We start from the raw sequence: 25,023 nt of genomic DNA, 5'->3' as shown, positions 1-25,023 counted from the left end.
ACCGTCGTACGCCCGTCGCGGCCGTGCGCAGATGATCGAGCCACTGTCCATGGGCGAGGTCCGCGCAGGACGACACGAGCCGTTCAGCCCGTTACGCGGAACAGGTGGCTGCCCGGGCCGACGGTGAAGCGGGCATAGCCGTCGGCGTGTGCGCCGGCCGTCGCGGCTGCGGGTGCATGTGCCTGCTGCCGGCCGCTCACCGGTACGAGGACGTCGGCGGTCGACCCCACCGGCACGTCGACACGCAAGGTGAACTGTCTCTTGCTCCGGGTCCACGACGAGGCGATCCGACCGAGCGGTGACTGGACATGGGCGGAGGCGTGTGTCAGGTCGCCCACGAGGTGCGGGCGGATCGTCACCTTCGTGTAGCCGGGTGCGGCGGGTTCGATGCCGGCGACATCCTGGTAGAGCCAGTCGTCCACCGTGCCCATGAAGGCGTGGTCGTGCGAGCGGGAGTTCGCGTTCCACTCCTCCCACATGGTTGTGGCGCCCAGGCCCTCGAACCAGTAACCCCAGCCGGGGTAGGTCGGGTTGGCGGCCACCGTGTAGGCCAGGTCGGCGTGCCCGGCATCGGTGAGGACCGGAAGGAGAACCTTGGTGCCGAGCGCACCGGTGTCCAGGTGGTCGCCGCGGGCGTGGATGTCCTGTACGAGGTTGTCGATCACGGCTTGGCGGTGCTCCTTGGGCACCATGCCGAAGCTCAGGGGGAGCAGATTCGCGGTCTGCCGGTAGCCCGCGGCCTCGGCGTCGTAGTAGGCCTCCTTGTCCCGGTCGTAGAACGTGGCGTTGAAGGTGTCCTTGACCTGCGCGGCGAACGCGTCGAAGTGCCGGGCGTCGGCGTCGTGGCCCAGCGCCTTCGCCATCGTCGCGAGCCTCGTCGCGGTGAGGTAGATGTACGCGGTTCCCGACAGCCTGGTGCCCTCCGGTGCGTTGGCGCCTTCCGGCGAGAGCCAGTCGCCGTAGCTGAACCCCGTGTAGATACCGCCAGTGCCGGCGATGTCCCGCTCGTAGTGCGCCAACCAGGCCTTCATGCCGTCGTAGTTGTCGGCGACCGCCTTGGTGTCGCCGTAGTACCAGTACAGGTCCCAGGTGCCGAGAATGAAACTGGCCGACCAGATGGGGTCCTTGACCTGCTTGCCGGACTCGGTGGTGGGTACGGTGGGGCCGATCGATCCGTCGTCGTTCTGGTCGTCTCGGTGCGAACGCATCCAGCCTTCGTAGAAGTTCTGCATGTCGAAGTTCGCGATCGCCGAATCGGCGTACAGGAAGCCGTCGGCCGTGTAGGGCCGCTTCTCGTACATGGGCGTGTCGGTCGGGATCGAGTGGAGGTTGTTGAGGATCGTGTCGGCCTGCGCGTCCTGGTAGCGGTTCAGCAGGTCGCTCGAGCTGGTGAAGTCGCCGGTGGACGCCACCGCCGTATGGACCCTCATCCCGTCGACGGACCGCAGGGTGACCCCCTTGGGGACCACGACTTGGGCGTAGCGGAAACCGGCGTAGCTGTAGCTCGGCTGGTAGTGCTCCACCCCGTCGCCCTTGAGGGTGTAGGAGTAGGTCTGCAGAGCCATTCCGAACGCGCCGGTGTTGTCGACGGTGCCGTCGGCGCGCAGCTTCTCGCCGTAGGTGACGGTGACCGTCGCTCCGGCGGGTCCTTGAACCCCGATGCGCGCCCATCCTGCTGTGGGGGTGCCGTAGTCGTAGACGTGCGTGCCGTCGGCCGGCGTGGTGGTGTGCCCGGCCTTCAGACGGTCCGTCACCTTGATGGGCGGGAAGCTCTCGGAGCGGAGAGTGCCCTTGGGGCCGTCGACCGTCAGTGCGGTGCGCCAGGTGCTGTCGTCGAAGCCCGGACGCTCCCTACCGGGTTGCTCCACGCGGGCGTCGTAGGTCTCCCCGAACCAGAGCGACTGCGTGGTCGTCGGCCCGTCGGACACCTTCCATCCGTCGTCGCTGACCACCTGCCGGTGTGTTCCGTCGGTGTAGGTGATGTCGAGCTCCAGCTTGAGCTTGGGCTCACCCCACCAGGACGACGCCTTCCACTCGTCCGGGTCGGTCATCGCGTAGAAGCCGCGGCCGAGGCTGACCCCGATGGCGTTGCCGCCGGTGCGCAGCGCGTCCGTGACGTCGTACGTCGAGTAGAGGACGGTTTTGTCGTACACCGTGAATCCGGGCTCGAGCTCCCGGTCGCCGACGCGCCGGCCGTTCAGGTAGAGCTTGTTGTAGCCAAGGCCCGCGATGTGGGCCCGCGCCGACGCGACGGGCTTGGCTGCGGTGAACTCGTCACGCAACAACGTCTCGGGTGGCGGTGGAGCCGACACCGACCGGCCCCAGGGGCCCGCGCCGTAGCCGGCTGCCGCGAGGGCGTTCGGCCACGCCGCGTCGTCGTACCCGGGCTGCTCCCACCCCTCGTGCCCGGAGTCGGAGGCCTTCCAGCCGCTGTCGGTGACGAGGTCCATGGGCGATCCCGCCCCCTGGAGACGGAGGCTCCCGAGCACGCCCGCCGGGCCTTGATTGGTGTTCGTGGCCTCGACCGCCAGCACGTTGGTGCGTGTGTGCAGGTAGGGGGCGATGTCGATGATGCGCGCCGTCCTCCAGGAGTCCGCGACGAGCGGAGAACGCGCCACCGCGGTGCCGTTGACATACAGGGTGAAGCGGTCGTCGGCGGTGAGCTGCAATTCTGCCGCGCTGATCTGCGCCTTGTCCGGCAGGTCGAAGCTCCGGCGCATGTAGCGCGTCCCGGCGGGGGCCGAGTCGGCCGGGTTGCCCTCGGGGTACCAGATCCATTTCGCGTCGTCGAGCCGCAGCGCGGGGGCCTTCTCGTGTGCCCCGATCCACGCCCCGTGGAAATCACCGGGGTTGACGAAGGACGTCTCGAATCGCGCTTGACCACTCCACGGCGACGCCTTTCCGGAGCGGTCCCAGACCCGTACCCGCCAGTAGTAGCTCGCACGCGACACGAGAGCGGGTCCGTCGTACGCCACGTCGAAGGACCGGGAGGAACGCACGCGCCCGCTGTCCCACACCTGCCCCCGGCCGCCCTGCGACGTCGACACCTCGACCTCGTAGGCCACCTGCTCGACGGCGGTGCCATGGGCGGCACCGTTCTCCGAGGTCACCTGCCAGCTCAGCCTCGGCCGAGGAACGTCCACGCCCAGCGGTCGGGCCTGATGCTCGACTTCGAGCCCGCTCACCGCGAGGCCCGACCCGCCTACGGCCGGGCGCTGTTGGAGGTCCGGGACGGGCACGCCCGCCGCGCCGGACGTCGCGCCGAGCCCCGACACGGCCGCCACGAGCGACAGCATCAGCCCGGCGATCCTGCGATTTCTCACGCTTGCCCCCATCGACGAAACACAATTCGGCACGCGGTGTGTACACCGCCTTGCACATGAAATGAATCGTTTCAATCGCTTCCCCTGTCACTCAACCACAGGCGTCACGAAGGAGACAAGGTGTCGTCAGCCGACCCGTCCACCGCGCGTACCGACCTACTCCCCACGCCAGCTCCACTTCGCGCGAGGCGTCACACGACCCATCTGATGATGGTTCGGGGCGAGTTGACGAAGCGGGGCGGGAGAGCGGTCGGCGCTGCTGCTGCCGGGCGGCCGTGGCTTCGTTCAGCCGGTGACGGAGCCACGCACAGCGTGCTCCCACAGCTCCAGCCCCACTCGCAGGAGTTCGCGCACGGCCGCGGCCTCCTCCTCCGTCCAGGCCCCCTCACCTGCGGTCGGCTCGAGTGCGTCACCGCCGAAGATCTTGTCGTAGGCGTTGTCGTGAACGGATCCCTGCGGGGCAAGAGGTGGGCCGGTTTTCAGGCTGTGAGAGAGGTCTTCGAAGAAGTTCCACGCGTCCAGCAGCAGTCCCGCCGAGACCGAATCAAGGTCGGGGTGCTCGACCCAGCGCCGCACGGCGCGCAGATCGAGAGTGGCTTCGCCGTCCCGGACAAACTCCCAGCCGTTGCGATCACAGTGTCCTTGCGGCGTCGTGAGGTCATGGAACACAAGGAGTCCTCCGCGGTCGTCGACGACGAGCTCGTCGGGCTCGTCACCCTCGCCAGGCCGCCAGATCAGAGTCAGGTCCCCTCTGCTGGACACGATTCGGTACGGATAGCAGTCAGCCATGCGTGGTCTCCTTGATGCCCCGGCGGTGCTCGCCGTGTGGGTCATCCTGCCTGCACTGATCGTCGCGCAATAACTCCTCACCGGGTGGTGCTGGGGGGTGCGAGCCGGCAGGTTCCTGATCCGGGGCGCTGAGTGTTTCGAGCGGTCGGAGCCACGGGTGACCGGGGGCACCACCTCTCGTCGGCGACAGGCACCGCCGCGCCTGGGTCAACGCCCTGCTCGCCCAATTCGGCCCGCACCGCTCCGGCGGCGCCTATGCGCTCGCGACGGCGGCCACAAACACGACCGTCGACGCGACGGCCGCAATGGGCGCCCGGTCGGCGTACGGTGTCCTGCAGGCACCGAACTGGGGACTTCCCTCGTCAGGGGCCCTGCAAGTGCCGGAACAGCTCAAGACGTTGAGAAGCGACCTCGAATTGGGCACTGTTCCATCGCGCCCCGTGGGGAAAGCACGAGCATCGAGGGGAGGGCAACGGTGAGCAACCGCTTTGACGCTCCGTCCGAGGAGGACCGCGGAAAGGCCGCCACTTGGGCGAAAATGCTGGCCGGCCTCGTCCTGGTCTTCGTTTTACCACTGGTCATCTGGTTCCTCTTGTCCATCCCCGAGGTACGCATTCCTTGGTGAAGCGCGGGCGGGGGAACGCCCCGGAGGGGAACATCGTCGAGCGCCTGATCAACAAGCTCAAGGCATGGCGGGGCTACGCGACCCGTCAGGACAAGACCCCGGGAAGCCACCTCGCCGGGCTTCCCCTGCGTGCCTCGGTGATCTGGATCAAAGATCTCACCCGAACCAGAGCCGAGAGCCGCGCAGTTCATCGAGAGGCGTAGCTCGTCGGGATCGCGGTTGCGCGCCCTCAGCGGTAGCTGCATTCCCGGATGTCGGGATTTCGATGGTCCGCTGCCGCCCGGGGAATGGGGATGGTGCGCTATCGGCGCGGTGTCGGCCCGCGGGCTCAGGTAAGGGCGGCGACCAGCAGGGCGAAGGCGGCGATGATGACGGCGACGCGCACGTAGTGGAAGCGGTCCCAGCGGTTCATCTGCTCCTTCCAGTCGGCGGGCCGGTTGTCGGGGGTCCACGTCTTGCCCCGGTTGTTGATCGGGACGAGCAGCAGGATCGACATGATCACGCTGAGGATCAGCAGCGCGCCGGCGGTGACGACGAGGCCGGTGCCGTGGTGGTGCCATCCGGCGACGGCCCAGACCGCGACGAGGACGAGCGAGGTGATGTACCAGACCGGCATCACGGCGCCGAGCATCCGGCCTCCGTGGGCGCGGCCGAGTTGGCCACTGTCGTCGGGGAGTGCATCGAGGATGCGGTTGATGACGAAGGCGACGGAGAACTCCACCCCCACCATCACGCCGACGACAACGGTGGTGAACACCTGGAGTGCGTTGAGCATGATGACCCCTCCCAGGATCTAGCGCTGCTAGATGACAAGGCAACGCTAACCCTACTGCCGCTCGCTTGTCTAGCAATGCTAGGATCGAATCATGTCGGTACAGGAACGCAAGGAGCGCGAACGGGCGCGACGCGAACGTCTCATCTTGGCGACGGCCCGCGAACTCGCCGAGGAGCAGGGCTGGGACGCGGTCACCACCCGCCGGCTGGCCGAGCGCATCGAGTACAGCCAGCCCGTCCTCTACAGCCACTTTCGCGGCAAGCGGGAGATCATCGGCGCCGTCGCCCTCGTGGGCGCCGCCGAGATGGCCGCGTTGCTGCGGGCCGCGGCCCGTGCCGCGGACGGCCCGCGCGCCCGGGTCACCGCCCTCGCTCGCGCCTACCTCGACTTCGCCGAACACAATCCGGCGGTCTACGACGCGATGTTCCAGCTCGACGGCGGCCTGGCGTTCGCGCACGAGGACACCCCGGAGCCGCTGAAGGACGCCTTCGCCGCCCTGCTGGAGAGCCTCGGAGAGGTCGCCGGGGACGGCGTCCATCCGGCACTGTTCACCGAGGTGTTCTGGGCGGCCCTGCACGGGCTGGCGACCCTGACCCGGGCGGGACGGCTGCCGCCGGAGGAGTCCGAGCGGAGGGCGGAGCTGCTGGTGGACCGGCTCGCCATCGTCTGACACTACGTCCAGACGGACACGCAGCCGGGTCCTCGGGCGCGGCTGCCTGCCTGCGGCATCGCTTCCGGTCACTCGCGCCCACACGGCTCGGCCGCCGATCGCCGGGCATCGCACCCCTCGACGGGGCGGGCGCTCCGTCGAGGGGTGCGATGCTCATTGATCACGACCCGACACGCGCCCTGGTGACTCACGGCTCAAGAGGCCGTGATCATCCTGCTGGACGTTGAACTCAGCGCACTCACGTACCACGGGCAGCTCGCCATGTCCTCCCACACCGGCGGCCCGTCGTTGGGGCTGCAAGGACCACGGACACAGTCAACTCGGCGCCCCCGGCCCGACGTTGCGAGGCAGATGAACGTGGCCAAGGCGCCACGCGAAGACAACCTGGTCCATCGACGGCATCACCGTAACGTCCCGGCCTGCCGCGACCTCTCCGATGGGGAGGTGCGGCCAAAGGTCGCCGGATGACGATTACCGGTCGCCGATCCCCTCGGGTATGGCCGTGTGATGGACGCGGCCAGGTCGAGCAGGACAGCGGAGTCGTCACCGCTCCACGAGCAGCCGGCAGCGGTGAGCATCGCCGCGAGAACGGGCAGGCCGAAGCGGCGGCGGTGCAAACGGGATCACCGGCCGAGCTCAGGCGGATGCCGGCGCCGTGACCGGGAAGATTCACCGGTTCAGCAATTTGGGTAGTCGGAGGGGCAGTTGAGCGGTGAACGCCTGTGCGAGGATGCCGGGCGTGATCGGCTATGTGTTGAGCTTCCTGCTCGGCCTGGGATTGGGCGGGCTCTACCCGGTGTTGCGCCGACGCCGGCCCGTCGCAGTGAAACTGCCTGCAGAGGAACTGCCCGCGGCGGAACTGCCCGCAGCGGTGCAGGAGTCGGTGACCGCCTTTGGGGAGGAGGTGGCCGCGTTGGAGTTCGAAGCCGGCGGCATCGACGCCACCCCGGCCGTCCTGAAGGAGTACCGGGCGGCGTTGGATGCGTACGACCGGGCCAGTGCGGCGCGTATGCAACCGGATGCGCTGACCGCGCTGCACGACGGCCGCGCCGCCATGATCCGTCTTGACGCCCGACGCAATGACCGACCAATCCCGATCGACGCCCTCCCACCGGCCGCCGGCCCCGACCGCCCGCGACCGCTTACCGACACCGGCGAACGCCATGTGTCGACCGGTCTCGGCGACGGGAAGACCGAGGTCCTCATCGACCGCCCCGAGCCCGGCCGTCCTGCCCTGGTGGAGGTCGATGTCACGGGCGAGGGCAACTTCTTCCTCGAGACCGTGACGCGCACCGAGGATCTGATCGCCACCGGCATTTCTCTGATCTCGGTCATCGGGGGGTACCACGGCCGTTGTTACCTGCCCGCGGACGCCACCCACCTGCGCGTCACCACCGCTAACAGCAGCAACGACCACCATTGGTCGACTCGCATCGTCCCGCTGTCGGCCGCGGCCGCGCTCGCCCCCGAACACCGCGGCCACGGTGACGAGGTGCTCCGCCACAACGGCGGCCCGGCGTTGGTCGCCGTCCAGTTCCAGAGCGACAGCGGCTGGACGGTCCGTTACGTGTGCGGGTGTCTGCGATCCTGGCCCGACTGCGATTGCCGCCCACCCGCATGGCCCAAGAACACCCCCGGTGGCGATGGCGTGTCCGGCCTGCGCGACGGGCGGCGTACGTTGCGTCTGCCCCGCCCCGGCTTCCTGGTCATCCAAGAGGACGACGGTGGCAGCTCCTGGTACCTGACCACCCAGCCAGTGGACATCCCGCCGCCGTCCTCGCCCAGGCGGCGGGGGCGGCGCCGCTGACGTCACCGTCTCGACGACGAAGTCCTCGTCGTAAGGGCTGAGTCGACGAGGGCGGCCACCGCCACCGAGGGCACCGAACCCGCGCTGCCCCGGTGAACGAACTGCCGCAGCCTCTGCCCCTCCCGGTCGGTCAGTCTGCGCACATGGACAGGTTCAGCCTCCGCGCCTCCAGCGGTCGGTCAGACGCCCCCTCCCCCATCCAACCGCGACGACCGCCGACCCGGTCACCCTGCGCGGTCACAGCACCGACTCGACGTTGCGATGCAGATCAAGGCGGCCGAGCCACCACGCGAAGACAGCCGGGTGCACTGAAGGCGTTGCCGTAACGTCCTGGCCCGCAGGGACTTCTACTGAGGAGAGTGGGCAACCGACCCACCTCGCGGCGGGTCGCAGCAGGAGACCGCCCCGTCTCAGCTCTACCGCGAGCGATCGCTGGGCGGCCGAGGCTCCGCCGACAGCAACACCCGCGCGGCTGCTCTCAATGCGCGGCGGCTCGGCTCGACCCGGCCACGGAGAACCGCCGAGCAACCGCCGACAACGGTGCCGGCTTCTCCACCGACGACGGCTTCTGGCCAAAGGTGCACTCCCAGCGACTGATCAGCTTGTACCGTCAGCGCCGCGCGTACTACCGTCACGAAGGTCCCGGGCAGGCCGATCGCCGGTCTGGGCGGGCACGAACAAGTACTCCCGTCTAGCGTGCCCGACGCCCCCTCACGCCTCATAGCCCTCCGCGCAGGACGCCCGGGAGCCGGACTGAACGGCAGTGGATGTGATCCCCGATCAGCGGACCCGATCCGGGATGGCCGACAGCGACGAGCGCCACGGAAATGAGTCAAAGGGATCCTGCCCACGTCGAGCATCTGGTCGACCGGTGGACCAAGCAGCACTTCGCACCCCCCGAAGGAAACACACATGAGCACAGTCCTTGTCGTCGGTGCCACCCAAGGCACGGGGCGCGCACTGGCCGCGGAGTACGCGCGGCGAGGCGCGGACGTCTTCATCACCGGACGCACCCAGGAGCGCGCCACGTCGGTGGCGGGGGAACTTGTCGCGGATTCCGGCGGTACGGTCACCGGGCTGGCGCTGGACCTGAGCCGTCCGGCCGACATCGCTGCCGCGCTCGAACCGGTGCGCCACGTCGACCGGGTGGTCCTGGTCGGAATGGTCCGCGACATGAACTCGGCCCGCGCCTATGACGTGGACACGGCGACGACTCTGGCCACGACGAAGATCGTCGGCTACACGACCGTGGTCGCCTCGCTCCATCCTCGGATGTCCGCGAATGCGTCGGTGTTGCTCTTCGGCGGCATGGCCAAGGACCTTCCGTACCCGGGATCGACCACGCTCACAGCGGTCAATGCCGCCGTGCAGGGACTGGTGCGCACGCTGAGCGTCGAACTGGCACCTGTGCGGGTCAACTCGATACATCCGTGGGCCATCACGGACAGCCCTCATGTCGCGGCCAACGAACAACTCCGTGACACGGCCGCGAAGATGACGCTCACCGGGCGGCTTGCCACCATGGCGGACATCGTCGACGGTTGCCTGTTCCTGCTCGAGAACCCCATAGCCAACGCCATCGATCTGAAGTTGAACGGCGGCATCGCCTGACGTCACGCTTCGGTGGGTCGGACCGCAGGAGGCCCCAGCACACATTCCTGGAGCCTCCTGCTACCTGTGGCTGGCTTCATCAGTACCCCGGTGCAACGCATCACCCCTGTCCCAAAGGCGCGCCCCCTTGGAACGCCACTACTGCATCGGCCTCGGGACGCCGCTGACACCGAACCGTCCCCCAGTGGTCCTCGGCGCGCCGTCGACCGTTGCGTGCTCCCACCGGAAGGCTGGGCCCAGGACGACACGGCGTTGTATGCCCGAGACGGGACTGCGGGACTGAAGGGGCTGAGCATCCTTATCCACCACGACGACCGGATCTTGGGCGCGGCTCTCGGCTCGCTCGCCGCACGGGGCTGTCACAGACGAGGGGGCTGTCCTGTCCTCTTCTGTGAACAGTCCCTGCTTGGAGGAATACATGAGCGCTGAGCACGCACACCTGCCGCCGGGCGTTGAGGTGATAGCGGCCATGCCGGGGGTGACGGCCCGCATCCCGGCCGACGCCGAGGCCAGGACCATCCGGGTCACCCTGCCGCCCGGTGACCTCGGCGCGCCGCCGCACCGGCACCCCGGTCCGCTCTTCGGCTACGTGACCGAGGGCGAGATCCTCTTCGAGCTGGAGGGACAGCCGCCTCGCGTGCTCAAAGCCGGTGACGCCCTGTTCGAGCCCGGTGGCGACGTGATCCACTACCAGGGCGCCAACAACCTTCCGGACGCGCAGTCTCAGCTGGTGGTGACCATGTTCGCGCCTCCCGGTACCCCGGTGCTGACTGTGGTCGGCGCGGAGGAGCTGGCCGAACGACGACACCTGCGGGTCACCCGGCCGTGATGACGACCGGCCGGGCTGGTGTCGCATGCCCTTCCGGGCGGTGCGGGGCAGTTCGGCCTGTTCGTCCGGCAGTCGAGCCGGGTGTTGTTGGAGAGCCCGACTCCCCTGTCCGGCTCTTGGGCATACCTTTTCCCGGCTGCCGTAGCCGACGTCGAACTCGTCCAGCGAACGCTCGGGCTCGGCTGCCCAAGTAACTCCGGCCCACCCGCACCGAACCCTGTGACGGGGAGGACAGGCCGGATGGCGGCCTCGTATCGCTGACGCCGCATGGCGTTCCGCACTGCCATGTGCGGAACCGGCCGTGCTCGACAACCCTCCGCGACCAGCAGCCGGGGTGGGGACCGCCCGCGAGAATGGCGTCCGACAGTGGCGAGTTACGAGGGGAGGCCGGTAGCGCCCTCGTGGACCGGACCGGTACGTGGCACAGGGCCTCGAGAGCCCGGTGCTGCATCTGCTGGTGGGCAGGCAGGATGCCGGTGGCGGAGGGGTGGCGCGGCCTCAGGGCGTTCGCGCAGCGGGTGCTCCCGGTGTGGGAGGGTCGAGCCGGGCGATGAGGGTGCGGCCGACCTGCTGGAGTTCCTCGTCGTGGTCGATGCTCTTGAATCTGCCGCCGCGCCGGGGCAGGGCCAGTTGCTCGCGGAGCAGGGGCAGGGCCCGTGCCGCAAAGGGGCCCATGCGGTCCAGACAGGCCAGGACGTGGTTGGCCGTCGCAGGGTTCGTGGCCATGGCCTCGAGCAGGGTGTCCAGGACGGCGGATGCCTCGGCCTCACCCCCGATCTCCCAGAGTGCGGCCGCGCAGTGCACCCGAACCCATTCGTAGCCGTGCGTCAGGAGGGCCCGCAGGCGCGGCAGTGCGACGGACGCGCGCGGGCCCATCTCGCCGAGCAGATCAGCCGCGTCACTGATCCAGAAGGTGATGTCGTCGTCAAGGAGGCCGAGCAGGAGCGGCATGACCTCGGCCGGGTCACCGCCGACGGCCCACAGCGCGGCGACGGCGGCAGGCCGTATGTGCGTGTCGGTGGCCGTCGTCAGCGACCGGATCCTGTCCCGTGCGTCGGCCGCCGCCGGGCCGAACGCGCTCAGTGCCTCCAGCGCCGATCCCGTGACACCGTTCTGCTCATGGCGCACCGCGGCGCCCAGCGTGTCCACCATCACGGGGAGCGCGACCGGGTCGCCCAGCATGGCCAGGGCGGAGAGGATCGAGTTGGCGCTCATCTCGGTCCACTGCCGGGAGAGATCGATGCGGCGCAAGTGGTCGCAGAGTCGGGGCACCAACTGGTCGGCTGCCTGTGGCAGATGCTCTGCGACCTGGATCGCACGCCAGGCGTCGACGTCGCTGTCCAGCGCGGTCAGCAGACTCGGCAGGGCACGTGTGTCGCCGAGACGCGCCAAGGCTCGGACCGCATCCTGGTGGCTTCTGCGCAACTGTGTCGTTGGCGCAGCCCAAACGTCCGGGCCGTGCGCCGCGCGTTGCGCGTCGATGTGTGCGGCAAGCGCCTCCCGAACCGGGCCGGCGATCGGGTGGCAGGACTCCAGGACGGCCGCGGCCTCGGCGGCGACCTCCTGGTCGGCCGCGGTGAGTTGGTCGGCGAGCAGCAGCAGAAGCCGGGTGTGGTCCCCGCGCCACGTTCGCATCAGCTCCCCACTCATACGGACCGCGTCCAGGCGCGAGCCGGGGTCGGGGCTGCTCAACTGCTCGGCCAGTACCGCGGTCCGCTCGGGCACCCGGGCCCCCAGGGCCTCATGGAACGTACGGAGCAGGGCCGTGGTCGGTGCGTAGACGCGCGTGTGCCGGTCGAGATCCTCGAAGGCGGCGACGATCTGGGGCGGAACCGCGTCCGTGGGTGCCGTCGGGCGGCTCCGGGCCGCTGCGATCCGCCGCGCGGGTATGGCGCGGGCGGTTTCCCGCAGCAGGCCGACGGCGGCCGGTACGACCTCCTCGCCGATCTCGTCCGGGGCGCAGCGGGCCCGCTCGACCAGGGCCGCGAGCCGGGTCGGCGGGCCCTGGTCCGGGTCGGCGGCGAGCACAGCGAGCCAGTCCGTCATCTGGTGCAAGGCCGCCGGCAGGCGCAGTGCCAGAGTGGCCGCCGCCTCCACGATGGCCAGCCGCGCCGCGATGGTGTGCTCGGCGGCCAGCCTCTCACGCAGCACCGCGGCGGCCCGGTCGGCGTCGTCGAGGAAGAGCCCGAGCCCGGGGATCGCGGCCAGGCGCACGTCCGGCTCCGGATCGCGAGCCAGTCCGGCAAACTCCTCGCCCCGCTCGCGCAGGAACGCGACGGCCTGCGCGCAACCCATCGGGGGGTAGTACTCGATCTCGGTGCCGTCGTCCTCGAAGCCTCGGTCGAGCGACTCCCGGCCGATGCTGACCAGCAGCGCGACTACGGCGGCCCGGTCGGGCGTGGCGCCGTCGACGGCCAGGTCGAACAGGAAGGGCAGGCTGGCTGCCGTGGGCGGGTACACGCTGCCCTGGTGGTGGACCGCGCCGTAGAAGCGGTCGAGGGCCTTGTGGCGTTCCTCTGCGTCCGGAGAGCGCAGCGCCGTCAGCAGCACCGGTACCTCCTCGGCCGAGCCGTACGCGTGCTCCATCGAGGCCCAGTCAATGTCGTGAAGTCCGTCGAACATGATCAGAACCATGACAGGCGGCACTGACAACAGGGGCGTCCCGGGACGAGGCCGTACGACACCATCGGCACGGGCCTCGCGCCGCTGCCGTCGGACTGCCGTCAAGGGGTGAGTGTTCGGCCGTCGTCGAAAGGGTCGGCTTCTCCGCCCCGCCGTTTGAGCGTGACGCCTCGTGGCGGCTCTGTCAGTCTGGTCTGCCAGCATGCTGCCGTGACAACGACATCACCCGACCAGCGCCCGGACGAGGCCACTCTGGAGTTCCTCCGCTCCGCCTTCGAGCCGGCGTGGCGCGAGCCCGCGCTGGGAGACGAATCCGTCTCGGCGTGGGAATCCGAGAACGGGGTCGTCCTCCCCGAGCCGTACCGCAGCCTGGTCGCCGAGATCGCCAATGGGTCATCTCTCGGGCCACCGGAAGACGGTGGCCTCCTGCCCCTGGGCTGGCTCCCACCGGGCTGGCCCTACCAGGCGGCTCGGAATCCTGCTGCCCGGTTTCCACTCCAGAAGACGTGGGCCTGGGAGGGCGAGGCCCCGTCCGAAGACCGCCCCGAGCGCATCGCCGACGTCTACAACCACGGCTCGATCGTGCTCGGCACCGAGGATGAACTCTCCTACTGGGTACTCGTTGTGACGGGTCCCCAGCGCGGAAGGGTATGGCTTGTCACGGACGTCGGCGCCTCTCCGTATCCCACGTCGGAAGCACTCGGCTTTCTGGAGTGGGTACAACGCTGGCACGCGGACGACGGCTGGTGGGACTGACCGCAACCGCATCGAGCCTGACGCACTACGAAGGCGTCGTAGTCGGGGTCGGGCGTAGGGGCAGGGGCGCTGACGCTGCGGGCAGGGAATGACGTGGCGTGTCACGTCCTGCGGTCCGGCCTCATCCTGTTCAGGTCGAGAACGGGGAGCAGCCGTCGTGACTCGACTCGCCCTGTCGTCCTCTCGCACCATTTACGCTCCGCTGGGGAAGCGACAGTGCGGACGATGCCCTCCTGAACCCAGCAGTCAGCCTCGGCAGATGCAGAAGGGATGACCAGCCGGGTCAGTGAGCACGCGCGCCTTGGCGGCCTCATGAGGCTGGTGATCCGGCTTGCCCGCGCCCAACTCCAGCAACTGAGCCTCGGCCTCGTCGAGGTCCACGACGTCGAAGCAAAGGTGCAACTGCTGGGGAACGGTCTGGTCAGGCCAACACGGAGCCCGGTAGTCGTCGACCCGCTGAAAGCCGATGAAAAGTCCGTCCTCACGGTTGAGACCCGCGAACTCGGCGTCCGACTTCGGGTGGGGTTCGAAGCCCGTGGCCTGCTGATAGAACGCGGCCAGGGCCGGCGGATCGGGGCAGTCCAGGGTTATCGCGACCAACTTCATCTGCAGGGGCATGGCATCTCCGGGGCGATCGGTGGACTTCCGCGATGAACACCCTAGAGGCCGCTGCCTACGGTTGAGCGGGACATCGACCGCCAACCGAGGGCCTGAGAGGCATCAAAAGCCCCGGTGGGTGACCACCCCCTCGAAGGTCGGCTGCTGCCTGCTCCAGGGCCGCGGCCAAACCGCCCGCGGCGGCCAAGTCGGCGTAGAGGTCGGGGTCCATCCTGGGCTGAGGTGGCGGGACGCCGACCTGTGTGCTCCTGGCAGGCCGGCAGAAGTTCCCTGTGACGAAGACTGCTGGTTGACACGGGGCGACGTTCCTGGCCTGCGCTGATGCCTACCGACTTCAGCGGCCGGAAGCACAGAATCTGAGAGATGGTTGGCACTTTGGTACAGCGCAGGTCACGGTACCTGTGCGACCGCGCCTCCGACATCGTTGTCGAAGGCGCGGCCTGCCCGAGGCGCGGCCCTACGGGATGCAGCACGCCCCGAGGGGACACCGGACGCTGGGGAGGGTGGTCGGTCTACGGCGTGTAGTGGGCGTCACTGCCGTACAGCTCCCTGGTGAACGCGGAGACATCGGCGCTGCGGTCGGCGCCGTCGAGGTTGTACGTCAGATAGACGCCGTACCCCTCACTGACCGTGCGGCGGGCCAGGTTCGCGACCGTGCTTTGCGAGGTCCGGCCGATCTCGACGGCCGCCGGCGAGAGCTTCGACTTGGGCAGTGCGATGCCGGGGACCTGCCAGGAGCCGTAGTACGGGTTCCAGGCGTAGTCGAACTTGGACGAGACGTCGACGCCGCCGTAGGAGAGGCGCGACGCGGCCGGTCCGATGTTGTAGAGGCTGATGATCTTGCCCGCCATGTTGGCGCGCAGTGCCGACACCAGGTAGACGAACGAGCTGGCGTTGGGCTGGCCGGTGCCGTTGTTGCCGTACTCGGCGTACTCGTCGTCGAAGTCGACGCCGTCGAGGCCGTACTTGGCCACGGTGTCCGAGAGTCGTTTCGCGAACGTCGAAGCCGCCTGCTGGGACGGGAAGTTGGCGAAGCCCGCGCCCTGGTGGTTGCCGAGCACCGAGAGGACGACCTTGATGCCCTTCTGCTGCAACGGCCGTATCTGCGTGGCAGCGTTGTCGAGGACGCGTTGCACGTTCTCGTTGAAATACAGGGTCGCCGCCTTCGTGCCCGTGTCGTAGTTGATGTTCGCCGCGAAGATCACGGCGACGTCGAAGACGTTGCCGCCGCCGTTGGCGAGGGTGTACTTGCCGACGTTCAGCATGCTGTTGTTGTTCACCTCGACGTACGCCACCGAGGTTGGTCCCTGTTTCGCGGGAGCGGGGGCCGCTGCCGCGCCGGTCGTGGCGGTCGCGCCTAAGGTGAGGGCCGTGATGGCCGAGAGCGCGAGCGCGGCCGTCCGTATTCTGCTCCGCACCGGAGTGAACATCGTTGATCGGTCTCCCATCGCATGGAGCGGCGCCCGACCTGTTCGCGAGCGCCGAGAAAGCCCCCCGGATCCTTCCGTTCCCGTGACCGAATCCCCAGAACCATGCGGGAACTTTTCACGACTCCCACATCGCACCGTAACCCTGGTTCCCGGCAAGGGAGTTACCAGAACAATGCGCTGTCGCGCCGACGCGGACGAACCAGGCATGCACGCCGCCGATCCGCAGCACTGGAGCAGACGGTCAGCGGCTCCTCTCCAGCAAACCTCAGGGTCCGCTCCTCGCGGATCGAACGTCTGACCGGTGTCAACCATCCCTCTTTTGTGCCAACCAAGAATCCTCGTCACATTCCCCACCACTCGCCGTCCGATCGCGCACGCAGAGGGCACGACCCGGTGACGTAGCGCGTGAGTTACGTCGCTCAGAGTTATAGGCGAACGACGACCAAGGCTATGTCGTCGTTGGCGCCCTTGGTGACGCCGAGGCGGGCCAGCAGCGAGTCCGCCAGCTGGTCGGGGGCAAGGGTGCTGTCCTGGGTCAGGGCTTTGGTCAGACGGGCCAGGCCGGTGTCGATGTCCTCGTCGCGGCGCTCGATGAGCCCGTCGGTGTAGAGCACGAGCGTGTCCCCCCGGCTGTAGGACATGCTGGCCTGGGGGCGGGGGACATGATGCGGGCGGGCGCCGAGCGGCGGATCGGTGGCCCGGTCCAGCAGCTCTGACGTCCCGTCGTGGTGGAGCAGGACGGGCGGTGGGTGCCCGGCGTTGCTGTAGATGATCAGTCTGGTGCGGGGGTCGATGAGCACCTTTACCGCGGTTGCGGCCGTCGCGCCTTCGATGGAGCGGGCGTACAAGCCGAGGATTTCCAGCGCCTGGGCGGGGCTGGGGAGAGCCCGGATGGCTGCGCTCAGTGCGCTGCGCAGCATACCCATGACGGCCGCTGCGTGCAGGCCATGCCCCACGACGTCCCCGACCGCCACCGAGTAGAGATCGGGCGGCAGGGCAACGATGTCGTACCAGTCGCCACACACGTTGAGTGATGTCGCCGCGGGCAGGTACCGCACGGCGATGTTTCCGTATCGGAGCAGGTCGGGGTCGTCGAGCATGGCTTCCTGCAAGGTGACGGCGACCTGACGTTCACGGGCGTGGGCCTGGCGCAGCTCCTGGTTCACCCGCTGGAGCTCGCGCGCCCTCGCGTAGAGCTCGGCGGCGATGCCTTTGTCGTGCTCGGTGAGCTGACGTGCCGTGGGTGAGTGGACGAAGGCGGTGACATCGTCTGCCCGTTGGACGAGACACTTCACCCTGCCGTCCGGCCCGGGAATCGGAGTATGGATCACGGACCACCACCGCTCCTCGAACTCGTGCGGCCGACCGGGGGCGGCAATGTCGTATCGCTGCAGCGTCAGGATGTCCGGCTTCCCGGTGTCCAGGACCTTCAGCAATGACGCCTTGAGGTGGTCTGCGTCGTTCCCGGGGGCGCCGGGGTTTCTTGGTAGCGCGTCGAAGAAGTACTTCCCGATGAGCTCTTCCCTGGTTCTCCCGGTGATCTGTAGACATGCCGGATTGGCGTACCGGACCACCAAGTCCTCGTCCAGCACCAGATAGGGGTTCGGCGCGGCGTCACAGAAGGTTGTGAAATCAATGTCTAGTGACATACGCGCTCTCCAGGGTCCGCGAGCGCGACCACCTCAAATGTCATTTTATGGGCAATACAGGCTCTGGGCTCGCCGACCGCGGAAGGCGACCGAGCTGCGCGACCGGAATCCGGCGTGGACGTCGCCTGGCAGCCTGCGCTGAGCGGTGCGTGCGGGCGGTGGAACCGCTTTGGCCGGAGCCGGCGTGGCGCGGAGGATCATGGCCCCTTACGCCGGCCCGCGGATCCGGCAGGCTCGGGAACCTTCCCGTGTGCCTGACGTGCGGCCATGATCTTCGAGGCCCACGCCAAGACGGCTGCCCAAGACCGGGGAGCCGACCGGCCTTGAGCTGCAGCGGGTCTTCTGCCCTCGCCCGCAGGCATGCAGCGCGCAGCCGGGTGCGGCCGGCCGGGAGCACAAGAGGCGGGTCGCGAGGCGGAGGCGGCGCGCCCCCGCGCCGTGCGTGGGCGTCGATGCTGTAGGGCCGTCCCAGTACGGCGCGCCGTTCCTTCTCCACCGGCAGGATCTCGGTGGCTGGTGTCCCAAAAGGCACGGCTCGCAAGGCGGGCGAACGCCACTGCGCGGCCCAGACTGCATGCAGGCACCAACGCCGATTTCAACTCTGAGCGACATCGAGCCGATCTCAAGTGCCCTGCGCTGAAAGGCTTATGGCTGCGGACGTCGTGAACGGCGTGAGGGACCCGGCCTGCCGGCGATAAACACGTACGCGTCCCGCTCTGGAGCCGGGGAACCGTCCCGCCCCACGCCAGGGTCAGGGCAGCACGCCCGCGGTGACGAGGTCGGGGTGAGCGAGCCCGGACGGGGCTGCCCCGACACGGCTGCACGCACACGGGGCCGGCTGTCGGCCCCTGCGGAAGACAAGCCTCCGGGATCCCTGGAATTCGGCTCGTGGACCAGGCTCGCCGGGCACCACACCCGGTCCGGGCGACGTATCGCTCCGGGTCTGACGCCCGGGCCACCTCGCCGGCGGATTTCAGGGCGTGCGACCGCGCGTCCGCGCTTTGATCCGCCCGGCCGGCCTCGCCAGATGAGGGAGCATGGCGAGAGGGGCCAGATGAGCTCTCGCCATGTGGAACTGCTGCGGCCCGTGGGGTGCACCGGAAAAAGTGGCCACTTCGGCCGTAATCCTTTCGGGTGGTGGGCTTGCCCGCTGGTCGGCCGTGTGCCGGCCGGCGCTTGCGGGTTCGTACGGCTTCCCACCGTTCGAGCGACTGCGTCACGGTGGCGCTGTATCGGCGTTGCGCGCGGCTGAAACGCCGGCGTCGGGCCGGTTGCCCCTTGGAAGGCTCGGCGCGGCGGACGCGGCGCCGGAGGCTCTCGATCTCCCCGGCGGCGTACAGGGGCCGGGGACGCCGCTGGGCCGCAGACGTGGTCGGTCACCTGCCGTTGACGGCAACAGGGTCAATGGTGCGGAAACGGCCGCGATGGTAGGTAGTCCCGGCCAGGCGGGGCGGCGCCCGCCGGCTGCGCACGGGTGGTCTCGGCGCGGATGTGTCCGGGCTGCCAATTTGGCGTATGTGTCGCCTGCCGCGCGGGTTCGTTCAGCCCGGCCCCGTCTCTGCTGCCTGGGCAGCGTAGTGCGGCCCGTGCGAGCGTGATGGCTCGCCCTGCCAATAGGACACTTGCCGCGAATCGACCTTCGCTTTCAATGGCCCGCGGCAGTAGCGGCATCGGTGTATGACAAGTCTGGCAGCGTTTCGGTTAGCGGTGCGCCAGCAAAGGCGTTAGCGTAGCCCTCAGAGCAGTCGTGGTTCCGAAGTCGTGCGCCCGTGGACACCTTGCCCGCGGGCGTTTTTGCTGTGCAGCCCACTCCGGACCAGGGCGATCACCTCCGGGCCCGCAAGGTGCAGGCCCGAACCCTCTTGAAGGAGATAGGCATGGCCAAGGGCACTGTGAAGTGGTTCAACGCGGAGAAGGGCTTCGGCTTCATCGAGCAGGAGGGCGGCGGCCCGGACGTCTTCGCCCACTACTCCAACATTGCCGCTCAGGGCTTCCGCGAGCTGCAGGAGGGCCAGCACGTGGAGTTCGACGTCACCCAGGGCCAGAAGGGCCCCCAGGCGGAGAACATCCGGGTCATCTGACCCAGCTCTCGCGCAGGCCCGGCACCGTGGACGGTGCCGGGCCTGCGTGTTCCGGTCTCACGCAGGAAACGCTTCGGGCCGACCGGCATCAACCGGACGGGTCCTCGACCGAACGGCCACCGTCCCCGAGAGCGCGGCGCGGGCTCGGGGACGTCACCAGGCGGGCGCCGAGCACTCCGCGGGCCCGCAGCTCGTCGACGTCAGGGAGACGGACTCCGGGGAGCTCATCGAGAAGGTCGGCCTGGGCGGCGCGGATGCTGTTCGCGTCCTGAGGGCCAGTACCAAGGGTGCGGCGGGTTGTCACCTGATCATCGTACGGGCGGCCGTCTCACATATACGCCGCGACGCCTGGCCGGACGCGACGACCATGCTGCTCGACATCCGGCCGCCCTTCGGGGAAAGCGCTCCATCTCCGGCCGCCGTGGGCCCCAGAGCGGTCGGTCATCGTGAACCACCTCGTCCGGATGGGGATCTTCTGCGCGCACTTGCCCGGCAGTCCCAGGGCTGAGCTCGTTGAGGGGATCCCCAGGCCGGCCGCTTGCCGCTTGATCAAAGAATTCGTGTTGCAACAATCCCCCATAACACCGCCCGTAGGCTTCATATCCCGGTGGGGAGGGTGCTCCGGCCTTCATGAGCGGCCATCAGACTGAAGCCGGTAAGGCAACGCCCGGACGCCGACCTCGACTCCTCCCGCGAGTTCGGCGAGTTCGGCGAGTTCGGCGAGTTCGGCGAGTTCGGCGATCCAGTAGCGGGTATCGCGCCTTGGCGGGCGGGGATCGGGACTCGCCGATCCGGTGGCGTCGAGGGACGGGTGACCCATGAGTCCCGTCAACCACCCGCCGCTTCCGCTGCGCTCAGGGCAGAGATGCCGTTGTGCGATGCATTTCGGCGCTCTGGGCTCTCAGATCGCTCAGGTAGCCGACAAGAAACCGAGTGGGCTCGACATTCTCGATCGAGGGCGAGATGCCGCGCACGTCCACACCCAGGCAAACAGGTCGGCCTTGCCCCGGTCGCGCACCGGCGGTGACAAGCACATCAGCCCCGACCTGCAATGGACGCCGGTCGGGGCTGATGAGCGTACGCGGTGGTGAAGGGCGGTCGCCTACGCGGCGAAAGGCTCCATGAGGCTTCAGCCGAACGATCGTCCTCATGGGCAATGGATGAGGCCCGGGGACACTGTCCCCTTCACCACCACGCCTTCCATAACCATCGGCACCCGGCACATGTTCCCGCCCTTGCCGCAGAGCATGTCGGCGCAGCGGGCAGGCACCGCTCCCGTCCGAGGGAGTGATCACGCAGACTGCCGTAATCCGCAGCAATGCCGGGCGCGGTGCAGCCGGATGCGGTTGTTGCCGCCTCCGTGACCACCGAGGAGCCGGGAACTCGGTCAGCCCTCGGCCACCTTGCGCCCGTCCACCGGCACTGTGCTCAACTGAGCCCAGCGCTTTCCGGACGCGATCCGGAGCGATGGAACAGGGCCGGACGGGTGCTGTGCACGACGCGGTGGGGGTGGGCACCGACGGCCGATGCGACGGTCTTCGAGCTCCAGCATCGTCGCGGGTGGGCCGGCTCACGGGCAAGGCACGGCCTTCCATGCTCAGGGCGGCTGTTCACAGCAGTGCAACACCCGTTCCCACTATGCGGACAGTTCCCGATATGGCTCGACAGAGGGGGGCGCACGCTGCCAGTCTCCCGCCATGCACCTCCCCCGACGCGCGATCCGTCGTACTGTTCCTGCGGCCGCCGCTGCTGCCCTGCTCGCCCTCGCCGTGGGCTGCGCGCCGCAGCCCGAGGAGCAGGCGGCCGGTGCCCCCTCCGGCTCCGGGTCGGCCGGAACCTCCTGTGCCCAGGGCAAGTTGGCCACGGAGACCGCCGGCAAACTGACGATCGCCACCGACTCCCCCGCCTACGAGCCGTGGTTCAAGGACGACAAGCCCGCCAGTGGCGAGGGCTTCGAGTCGGCGGTCGCTTACGCGGTGGCACAGCAGCTCGGCTACGGCAAGGGCGATGTCGTCTGGCAGTCGGTGCCCTTCAACAAGGCCTTCGCTCCTGGCGAGAAGACCTTCGATTTCGACATCAACCAGGTGTCGATCAGCGACGAGCGCAAGAAGGCCGTGGACTTCTCCTCCGGCTACTACGACGTCCGGCAGGCCGTCATCGCGCTCAAGGACTCCAAGGCGGCGAAGGCGACAAGCATCGCCGATCTGCGGAACGTGAAGCTGGGCGCCCAAGTCGGCACCACCAGCCTCGACTACATCAACGACGTGGTGAAGCCGAAGCAGGATCCGGCCGTGTACGCCAAGAACGACCAGGCCAAGTCCGCGCTGAAGAACGGTCAGGTCGACGCGATCGTGGTCGACCTGCCGACCGCCTTCTACATCACGGCGGCCGAGGTCACCGACGCCAAGATCGTCGGTCAGTTCGAGAACGAGGGAGGTACGCCCGAGCAGTTCGGCCTCGTCCTCGACAAGGGCAGCGCACTGACTTCCTGCGTGACGCAGGCCGTGGACAGCCTGCGCAAGGACGGCACGCTCGCAAAGATCGAGCAGGAGTGGCTGTCCGACGCTGTGGACGCTCCGGTCCTCAAGTGACGGTCATCAAGCAGGAGTCCGGGCAGGACGGCCCGGGCGACGACACCGGCACGCCCGGCGGGGACGACGGTTACGTCCCCTCGCAGCGGCGGATCGAGCGCGAGGCCTACAAGCGCGCCCGCGCCCGCCGCGCCACCGCGATCGCCGCGTTCTCCACTCTGGTCACCGCAGTCGTCCTGTATCTGATCGTCGTCAACGCACCGGGCTGGCCGCGTACCAAGGAGACGTTCTTCAACGGGCAGTACGCGCGTGAGGCGTTGCCGAAGGTCCTCGAGGGCCTGTGGCTCAACGTCCGGCTGCTGCTGGTGTGCGGCGCCGCCGTCCTCGTCCTCGGCATGCTGATCGCCGTGGCCCGCACACTGAAGGGCCCGGCGTTCTTCCCGCTGCGGGTGCTGGCTGCCGCCTATACAGACTTCTTTCGCGGGCTGCCGCTGATCATCAATTTGATGATCGTGGTCCTGGGTGTGCCGGCGCTGCGTCTGCAGGGCGTGACCGTGGACCCGGTCCTGCTGGGCGGTACGGCGCTCACGCTGACCTACTCCGCGTACGTCGCCGAGGTGTTCCGCGCCGGCATCGAGTCCGTCCACCCGTCGCAGCGCGCCGCGGCCCGCTCGCTGGGACTCACCAAGCGGCAGGCCCTGCGCCATGTGGTGCTTCCCCAGGCCGTACGCCGCCAGGTGCCGCCGCTCCTCAATGATCTGGTCTCCCTCCAAAAAGACACGGGGCTGGTGTCGATCGGCGGGGCGGTGGACGCCGTGCGCGCCGCCGACATCATCGTGGGCCGCAGTCTCAACTACACCCCTTACATCATTGCGGGGCTCGTCTTCGTGGCGCTGACCATCCCGATGACCCGCTTCACCGACTGGGTCACCGCCCGGATGGACCGCCGCCGGGCCCAGGGAGGCACGCTGTGAGCGACACCCGGCCCGGAGCGGACGCCGCCCCCGTCCTGCGTTTCGAGTCCGTCCGCAAGACCTTCGGTGACACGGTCGTCCTGCGGGACGTCAACCTTGCCGTCACCCCGCACACCGTGACCGCGCTCATCGGGGCCTCCGGCTCCGGCAAGTCGACGCTGCTGCGGTGCGCGAACCTGCTCGAGGAGATCGACGACGGCGCGATCTGGCTGGACGAGCAGGAGATCACCGATCCGCGTGTCGACCAGGACGCCGTGCGACGCCGGATCGGGGTGGTCTTCCAGGCCTACAACCTCTTCCCGCACATGAGCGTGCTCGACAACATCACCCTGGCCCCGCGCCGCGTGCACAAGGTTGCCAGGGCGGAGGCGGAGGAGCACGCCCGGCAGCTGCTCGACCGGCTCGGGCTCGGCGCCAAGGCCGCCGAGTTCCCTGATCGGTTGAGCGGTGGTCAGCAGCAACGCGCGGCCATCGTCAGGGCGTTGGCAGTGCGCCCGAGGGTGCTGCTCCTCGACGAGATCACGGCTGCGCTCGACCCGGAACTGGTCGGTGAGGTCCTCTCCGTCGTCCGGGATCTCAAGGACGACGGCATGACCATGGTGTTGGCCACGCACGAGATGGGCTTCGCCCGGGAGGTGGCCGACCAGGTGTGCTTCCTCAAGGACGGGGTGATCCTGGAACACGGCACGGCACAGGAGGTGTTCGGCGCCCCGCAGCAGGAGCACACCCAGCGCTTCCTGCGCCGGATCGTGGAGGCGGGCCGCCTCTAGGGCGGGCCCTGTGCCGCCACTCGGCACCCGGCCTTGGCCGGCTTGGCAGGATCGGGCCCAGCGTGGCGAGGTGAGCAGCGGCCGAGCTGTGCTTCACCCCGACCTATGTCTCCTGGGGTGCCCCCAACTGAGGTGCACTTCAGGCCGCTTCGCCAGTTCACCCTGGCCGACCCCAGCCGCCTTACCACACCGTGCAGACCCCGCGCGCCCTCACCGCCATTTGTGCCGGCGCATCGCGCACGCCCCGCCACCCCGACGTTCTCACCCAGCGCCGAGGGCGCGCACATACCCAGCGAGAAGAACATCCGCTGGGGCGGGCCGCTCACAATGGCCCCAGCCTGATCACCGGACCCGGTGACTGTTCCGGTCAGAGCCGAGTGCGGATCTGCTCGTCAAGGACGGGCGTGAACTCCGACACCTCCAGAGACGATGAGGTTGTCGCCGGTGATGTAGCCGGCGGCGTCCGAGGCGAGGAAGGCCACGGCTTCGGCGATGTCGGCGACAGCGCCGACACGGCCGAGCGGAACCTCCCGAGCCCAGGAATCGATCATCTCCTGGGAGACACCGATCTTGCTGTAGGCGGGGGTGTTGATCAGTCCTGGGCTGACGGCGTTGACGCGTATGCGGCGGGGGGCGAGTTCGAGCGCGAGTGACCTTACAAGGGGCACCAGAGCGCCCTTGGCGGCTGTCATGGCGGCTCCGACCCCTTCGCCGGCGCCGACGGTGAACACGACAGAGGCACCTTCGTTGAGGAGCGGGAGCGCCTTTTGCAGGGTGAAGAAGTTGCCCTTGACGTTGATGTCGAACAGCGCATCGAAGGTGTCTTCGTCGGTTGAGTCGATCGAGCCGGGACGGGAGATACCCGCGTTGAGGAAGAGCAGGTCGAGGGAGCCGAATTGCTCGCGTGCCTGGTCAATCGCATGGTCAATGTCCGGCAGGGACCGTGCGTCGGCCTGGACGACCACGACGTCTTCGGGAAGTCCCGCGTTGGCGACATTGCCGAGGCCGGTGACCATGACGCGGTAGCCGCGGGAATGGAGCAGTTCGGCGGTCGCCTGGCCGATGCCGCTGGTTCCACCGGTAATCAAAGCTGCAGGTGCAGACATGATGTGTTCCTTTGTGTGCTCCGGGAGGTGGGGGCGGCGGTCGGCACGCGTTCCGGA

Annotated in this window: 20 protein-coding genes and 1 pseudogene; 11 read left to right on the top strand and 10 right to left on the bottom strand. The window is 68.6% G+C overall.

The window, feature by feature from the left end; all coding sequences use genetic code 11:
• Nucleotides 1-83: 83 nt before the first annotated feature.
• Nucleotides 84-3,323, bottom strand: coding sequence for a family 78 glycoside hydrolase catalytic domain (locus tag ACSHXN_RS36530; RefSeq protein WP_438305251.1), 3,240 nt, complete (start codon nucleotides 3,321-3,323; stop codon nucleotides 84-86).
• Nucleotides 3,324-3,608: 285 nt separating this feature from the next.
• The gene (locus ACSHXN_RS36525; RefSeq protein WP_438305249.1) at nucleotides 3,609-4,112 is read right to left on the bottom strand and encodes a hypothetical protein; all 504 of its coding nucleotides are present in this window, start codon (nucleotides 4,110-4,112) and stop codon (nucleotides 3,609-3,611) included.
• 475 nt (nucleotides 4,113-4,587) lie between these two features.
• Here ACSHXN_RS36525 and ACSHXN_RS36520 point away from each other — a divergent pair, with 475 nt between their 5' ends.
• Nucleotides 4,588-4,737 (top strand): hypothetical protein, encoded by a 150-nt coding sequence (locus ACSHXN_RS36520; RefSeq protein WP_438305248.1) that lies wholly within the window; start codon nucleotides 4,588-4,590, stop codon nucleotides 4,735-4,737.
• Between the two features lie 23 nt (nucleotides 4,738-4,760).
• Nucleotides 4,761-4,940 (top strand): annotated as a pseudogene (locus ACSHXN_RS36515) (hypothetical protein); the annotation flags it as partial.
• 125 nt (nucleotides 4,941-5,065) lie between these two features.
• Here ACSHXN_RS36515 and ACSHXN_RS36510 read toward each other — a convergent pair.
• Nucleotides 5,066-5,512, bottom strand: a complete 447-nt coding sequence (locus ACSHXN_RS36510; RefSeq protein WP_356295657.1) for a DUF1772 domain-containing protein — start codon at nucleotides 5,510-5,512, stop codon at nucleotides 5,066-5,068.
• 91 nt (nucleotides 5,513-5,603) lie between these two features.
• On the opposite strand from ACSHXN_RS36510, the gene ACSHXN_RS36505 reads away from it, so the two are divergent.
• From ACSHXN_RS36505 to ACSHXN_RS36490, 4 genes are all read left to right on the top strand, one after another.
• On the top strand, nucleotides 5,604-6,182 hold the full coding sequence (locus ACSHXN_RS36505; RefSeq protein WP_355139985.1) for a TetR/AcrR family transcriptional regulator: 579 nt from the start codon (nucleotides 5,604-5,606) through the stop codon (nucleotides 6,180-6,182).
• Between the two features lie 739 nt (nucleotides 6,183-6,921).
• Nucleotides 6,922-7,989, top strand: a complete 1,068-nt coding sequence (locus ACSHXN_RS36500; protein WP_356295655.1) for a hypothetical protein — start codon at nucleotides 6,922-6,924, stop codon at nucleotides 7,987-7,989.
• A gap of 912 nt (nucleotides 7,990-8,901) precedes the next feature.
• Complete coding sequence (locus ACSHXN_RS36495; protein WP_438305244.1) at nucleotides 8,902-9,600, top strand: SDR family NAD(P)-dependent oxidoreductase; 699 nt, start codon at nucleotides 8,902-8,904, stop codon at nucleotides 9,598-9,600.
• Between the two features lie 418 nt (nucleotides 9,601-10,018).
• Nucleotides 10,019-10,429, top strand: a complete 411-nt coding sequence (locus ACSHXN_RS36490) for a cupin domain-containing protein (RefSeq protein ID WP_355139991.1) — start codon at nucleotides 10,019-10,021, stop codon at nucleotides 10,427-10,429.
• Between the two features lie 498 nt (nucleotides 10,430-10,927).
• Here ACSHXN_RS36490 and ACSHXN_RS36485 read toward each other — a convergent pair whose 3' ends face one another.
• A complete protein-coding gene (locus ACSHXN_RS36485; RefSeq protein ID WP_438305241.1) occupies nucleotides 10,928-13,051 on the bottom strand; it encodes a HEAT repeat domain-containing protein in 2,124 nt (707 codons plus the stop codon).
• A gap of 210 nt (nucleotides 13,052-13,261) precedes the next feature.
• On the opposite strand from ACSHXN_RS36485, the gene ACSHXN_RS36480 reads away from it, so the two are divergent.
• Nucleotides 13,262-13,807 carry an SMI1/KNR4 family protein gene (locus ACSHXN_RS36480; protein WP_355139995.1) on the top strand — a complete coding sequence of 182 codons (546 nt, stop codon included), beginning with the start codon at nucleotides 13,262-13,264 and terminating at the stop codon, nucleotides 13,805-13,807.
• Between the two features lie 246 nt (nucleotides 13,808-14,053).
• Here the strand turns inward: ACSHXN_RS36480 and ACSHXN_RS36475 are convergent, their stop codons facing one another.
• From ACSHXN_RS36475 to ACSHXN_RS36465, 3 genes are all read right to left on the bottom strand, one after another.
• Nucleotides 14,054-14,425, bottom strand: coding sequence for a VOC family protein (locus tag ACSHXN_RS36475; protein WP_355139997.1), 372 nt, complete (start codon nucleotides 14,423-14,425; stop codon nucleotides 14,054-14,056).
• A 512-nt stretch (nucleotides 14,426-14,937) separates the two neighbouring features.
• Entirely contained in the window at nucleotides 14,938-15,855 is a 918-nt protein-coding gene (locus ACSHXN_RS36470; RefSeq protein WP_356113441.1) for an endo-beta-N-acetylglucosaminidase H, read from the bottom strand.
• A gap of 425 nt (nucleotides 15,856-16,280) precedes the next feature.
• Entirely contained in the window at nucleotides 16,281-17,504 is a 1,224-nt protein-coding gene (locus tag ACSHXN_RS36465) for a PP2C family protein-serine/threonine phosphatase (protein WP_356113443.1), read from the bottom strand.
• Between the two features lie 1,877 nt (nucleotides 17,505-19,381).
• Between ACSHXN_RS36465 and ACSHXN_RS36460 the strand changes: the two genes are divergently transcribed.
• Nucleotides 19,382-19,585, top strand: coding sequence for a cold-shock protein (locus ACSHXN_RS36460; RefSeq protein ID WP_059130479.1), 204 nt, complete (start codon nucleotides 19,382-19,384; stop codon nucleotides 19,583-19,585).
• Between the two features lie 88 nt (nucleotides 19,586-19,673).
• On the opposite strand, the gene ACSHXN_RS36455 is transcribed toward ACSHXN_RS36460, so the two are convergent.
• Complete coding sequence (locus ACSHXN_RS36455; protein WP_355140003.1) at nucleotides 19,674-19,889, bottom strand: hypothetical protein; 216 nt, start codon at nucleotides 19,887-19,889, stop codon at nucleotides 19,674-19,676.
• Nucleotides 19,890-20,213: 324 nt separating this feature from the next.
• A complete protein-coding gene (locus ACSHXN_RS36450; protein ID WP_356113445.1) occupies nucleotides 20,214-20,405 on the bottom strand; it encodes a hypothetical protein in 192 nt (63 codons plus the stop codon).
• An 877-nt stretch (nucleotides 20,406-21,282) separates the two neighbouring features.
• Between ACSHXN_RS36450 and ACSHXN_RS36445 the strand changes: the two genes are divergently transcribed.
• Genes ACSHXN_RS36445 through ACSHXN_RS36435 form a run of 3 tightly spaced genes read left to right on the top strand, consistent with a single transcriptional unit; the run spans nucleotide 21,283 to nucleotide 23,860 of the window.
• A complete protein-coding gene (locus ACSHXN_RS36445) occupies nucleotides 21,283-22,176 on the top strand; it encodes an ABC transporter substrate-binding protein (protein WP_361156544.1) in 894 nt (297 codons plus the stop codon).
• Nucleotides 22,173-23,090, top strand: a complete 918-nt coding sequence (locus tag ACSHXN_RS36440) for an amino acid ABC transporter permease (protein WP_355140009.1) — start codon at nucleotides 22,173-22,175, stop codon at nucleotides 23,088-23,090. The genes ACSHXN_RS36445 and ACSHXN_RS36440 overlap by 4 nt, the downstream gene beginning before the upstream one ends.
• Entirely contained in the window at nucleotides 23,087-23,860 is a 774-nt protein-coding gene (locus tag ACSHXN_RS36435; protein ID WP_355140011.1) for an amino acid ABC transporter ATP-binding protein, read from the top strand. Before ACSHXN_RS36440 ends, ACSHXN_RS36435 begins: the two co-directional genes overlap by 4 nt.
• A gap of 392 nt (nucleotides 23,861-24,252) precedes the next feature.
• On the opposite strand, the gene ACSHXN_RS36430 is transcribed toward ACSHXN_RS36435, so the two are convergent.
• Complete coding sequence (locus ACSHXN_RS36430) at nucleotides 24,253-24,966, bottom strand: SDR family NAD(P)-dependent oxidoreductase (protein ID WP_355140013.1); 714 nt, start codon at nucleotides 24,964-24,966, stop codon at nucleotides 24,253-24,255.
• Between the last annotated feature and the right edge of the window lie 57 nt (nucleotides 24,967-25,023).

Origin of the sequence: Streptomyces sp. HUAS TT11 (genome assembly GCF_051553595.1) — a bacterium.
Taxonomy (GTDB): domain Bacteria; phylum Actinomycetota; class Actinomycetes; order Streptomycetales; family Streptomycetaceae; genus Streptomyces.
Note: the sequence above shows the minus strand (reverse complement) of the source record. Positions and strands in the feature narration are given on the sequence as shown.

Excerpts from the sequence above, each read along its gene's own strand:
- ACSHXN_RS36470 (WP_356113441.1), bottom strand. The coding sequence starts at position 15,855 with ATGTTCACTCCGGTGCGGAGCAGAATACGGACGGCCGCGCTCGCGCTC.
- ACSHXN_RS36505 (WP_355139985.1), top strand. The coding sequence starts at position 5,604 with ATGTCGGTACAGGAACGCAAGGAGCGCGAACGGGCGCGACGCGAACGT.
- ACSHXN_RS36510 (WP_356295657.1), bottom strand. The coding sequence starts at position 5,512 with ATGCTCAACGCACTCCAGGTGTTCACCACCGTTGTCGTCGGCGTGATG.
- ACSHXN_RS36475 (WP_355139997.1), bottom strand. The coding sequence starts at position 14,425 with ATGCCCCTGCAGATGAAGTTGGTCGCGATAACCCTGGACTGCCCCGAT.
- ACSHXN_RS36445 (WP_361156544.1), top strand. The coding sequence starts at position 21,283 with ATGCACCTCCCCCGACGCGCGATCCGTCGTACTGTTCCTGCGGCCGCC.
- ACSHXN_RS36430 (WP_355140013.1), bottom strand. The coding sequence starts at position 24,966 with ATGTCTGCACCTGCAGCTTTGATTACCGGTGGAACCAGCGGCATCGGC.
- ACSHXN_RS36450 (WP_356113445.1), bottom strand. The coding sequence starts at position 20,405 with ATGGGTCACCCGTCCCTCGACGCCACCGGATCGGCGAGTCCCGATCCC.
- ACSHXN_RS36485 (WP_438305241.1), bottom strand. The coding sequence starts at position 13,051 with ATGTTCGACGGACTTCACGACATTGACTGGGCCTCGATGGAGCACGCG.
- ACSHXN_RS36460 (WP_059130479.1), top strand. The coding sequence starts at position 19,382 with ATGGCCAAGGGCACTGTGAAGTGGTTCAACGCGGAGAAGGGCTTCGGC.
- ACSHXN_RS36490 (WP_355139991.1), top strand. The coding sequence starts at position 10,019 with ATGAGCGCTGAGCACGCACACCTGCCGCCGGGCGTTGAGGTGATAGCG.
- ACSHXN_RS36465 (WP_356113443.1), bottom strand. The coding sequence starts at position 17,504 with ATGTCACTAGACATTGATTTCACAACCTTCTGTGACGCCGCGCCGAAC.
- ACSHXN_RS36495 (WP_438305244.1), top strand. The coding sequence starts at position 8,902 with ATGAGCACAGTCCTTGTCGTCGGTGCCACCCAAGGCACGGGGCGCGCA.
- ACSHXN_RS36525 (WP_438305249.1), bottom strand. The coding sequence starts at position 4,112 with ATGGCTGACTGCTATCCGTACCGAATCGTGTCCAGCAGAGGGGACCTG.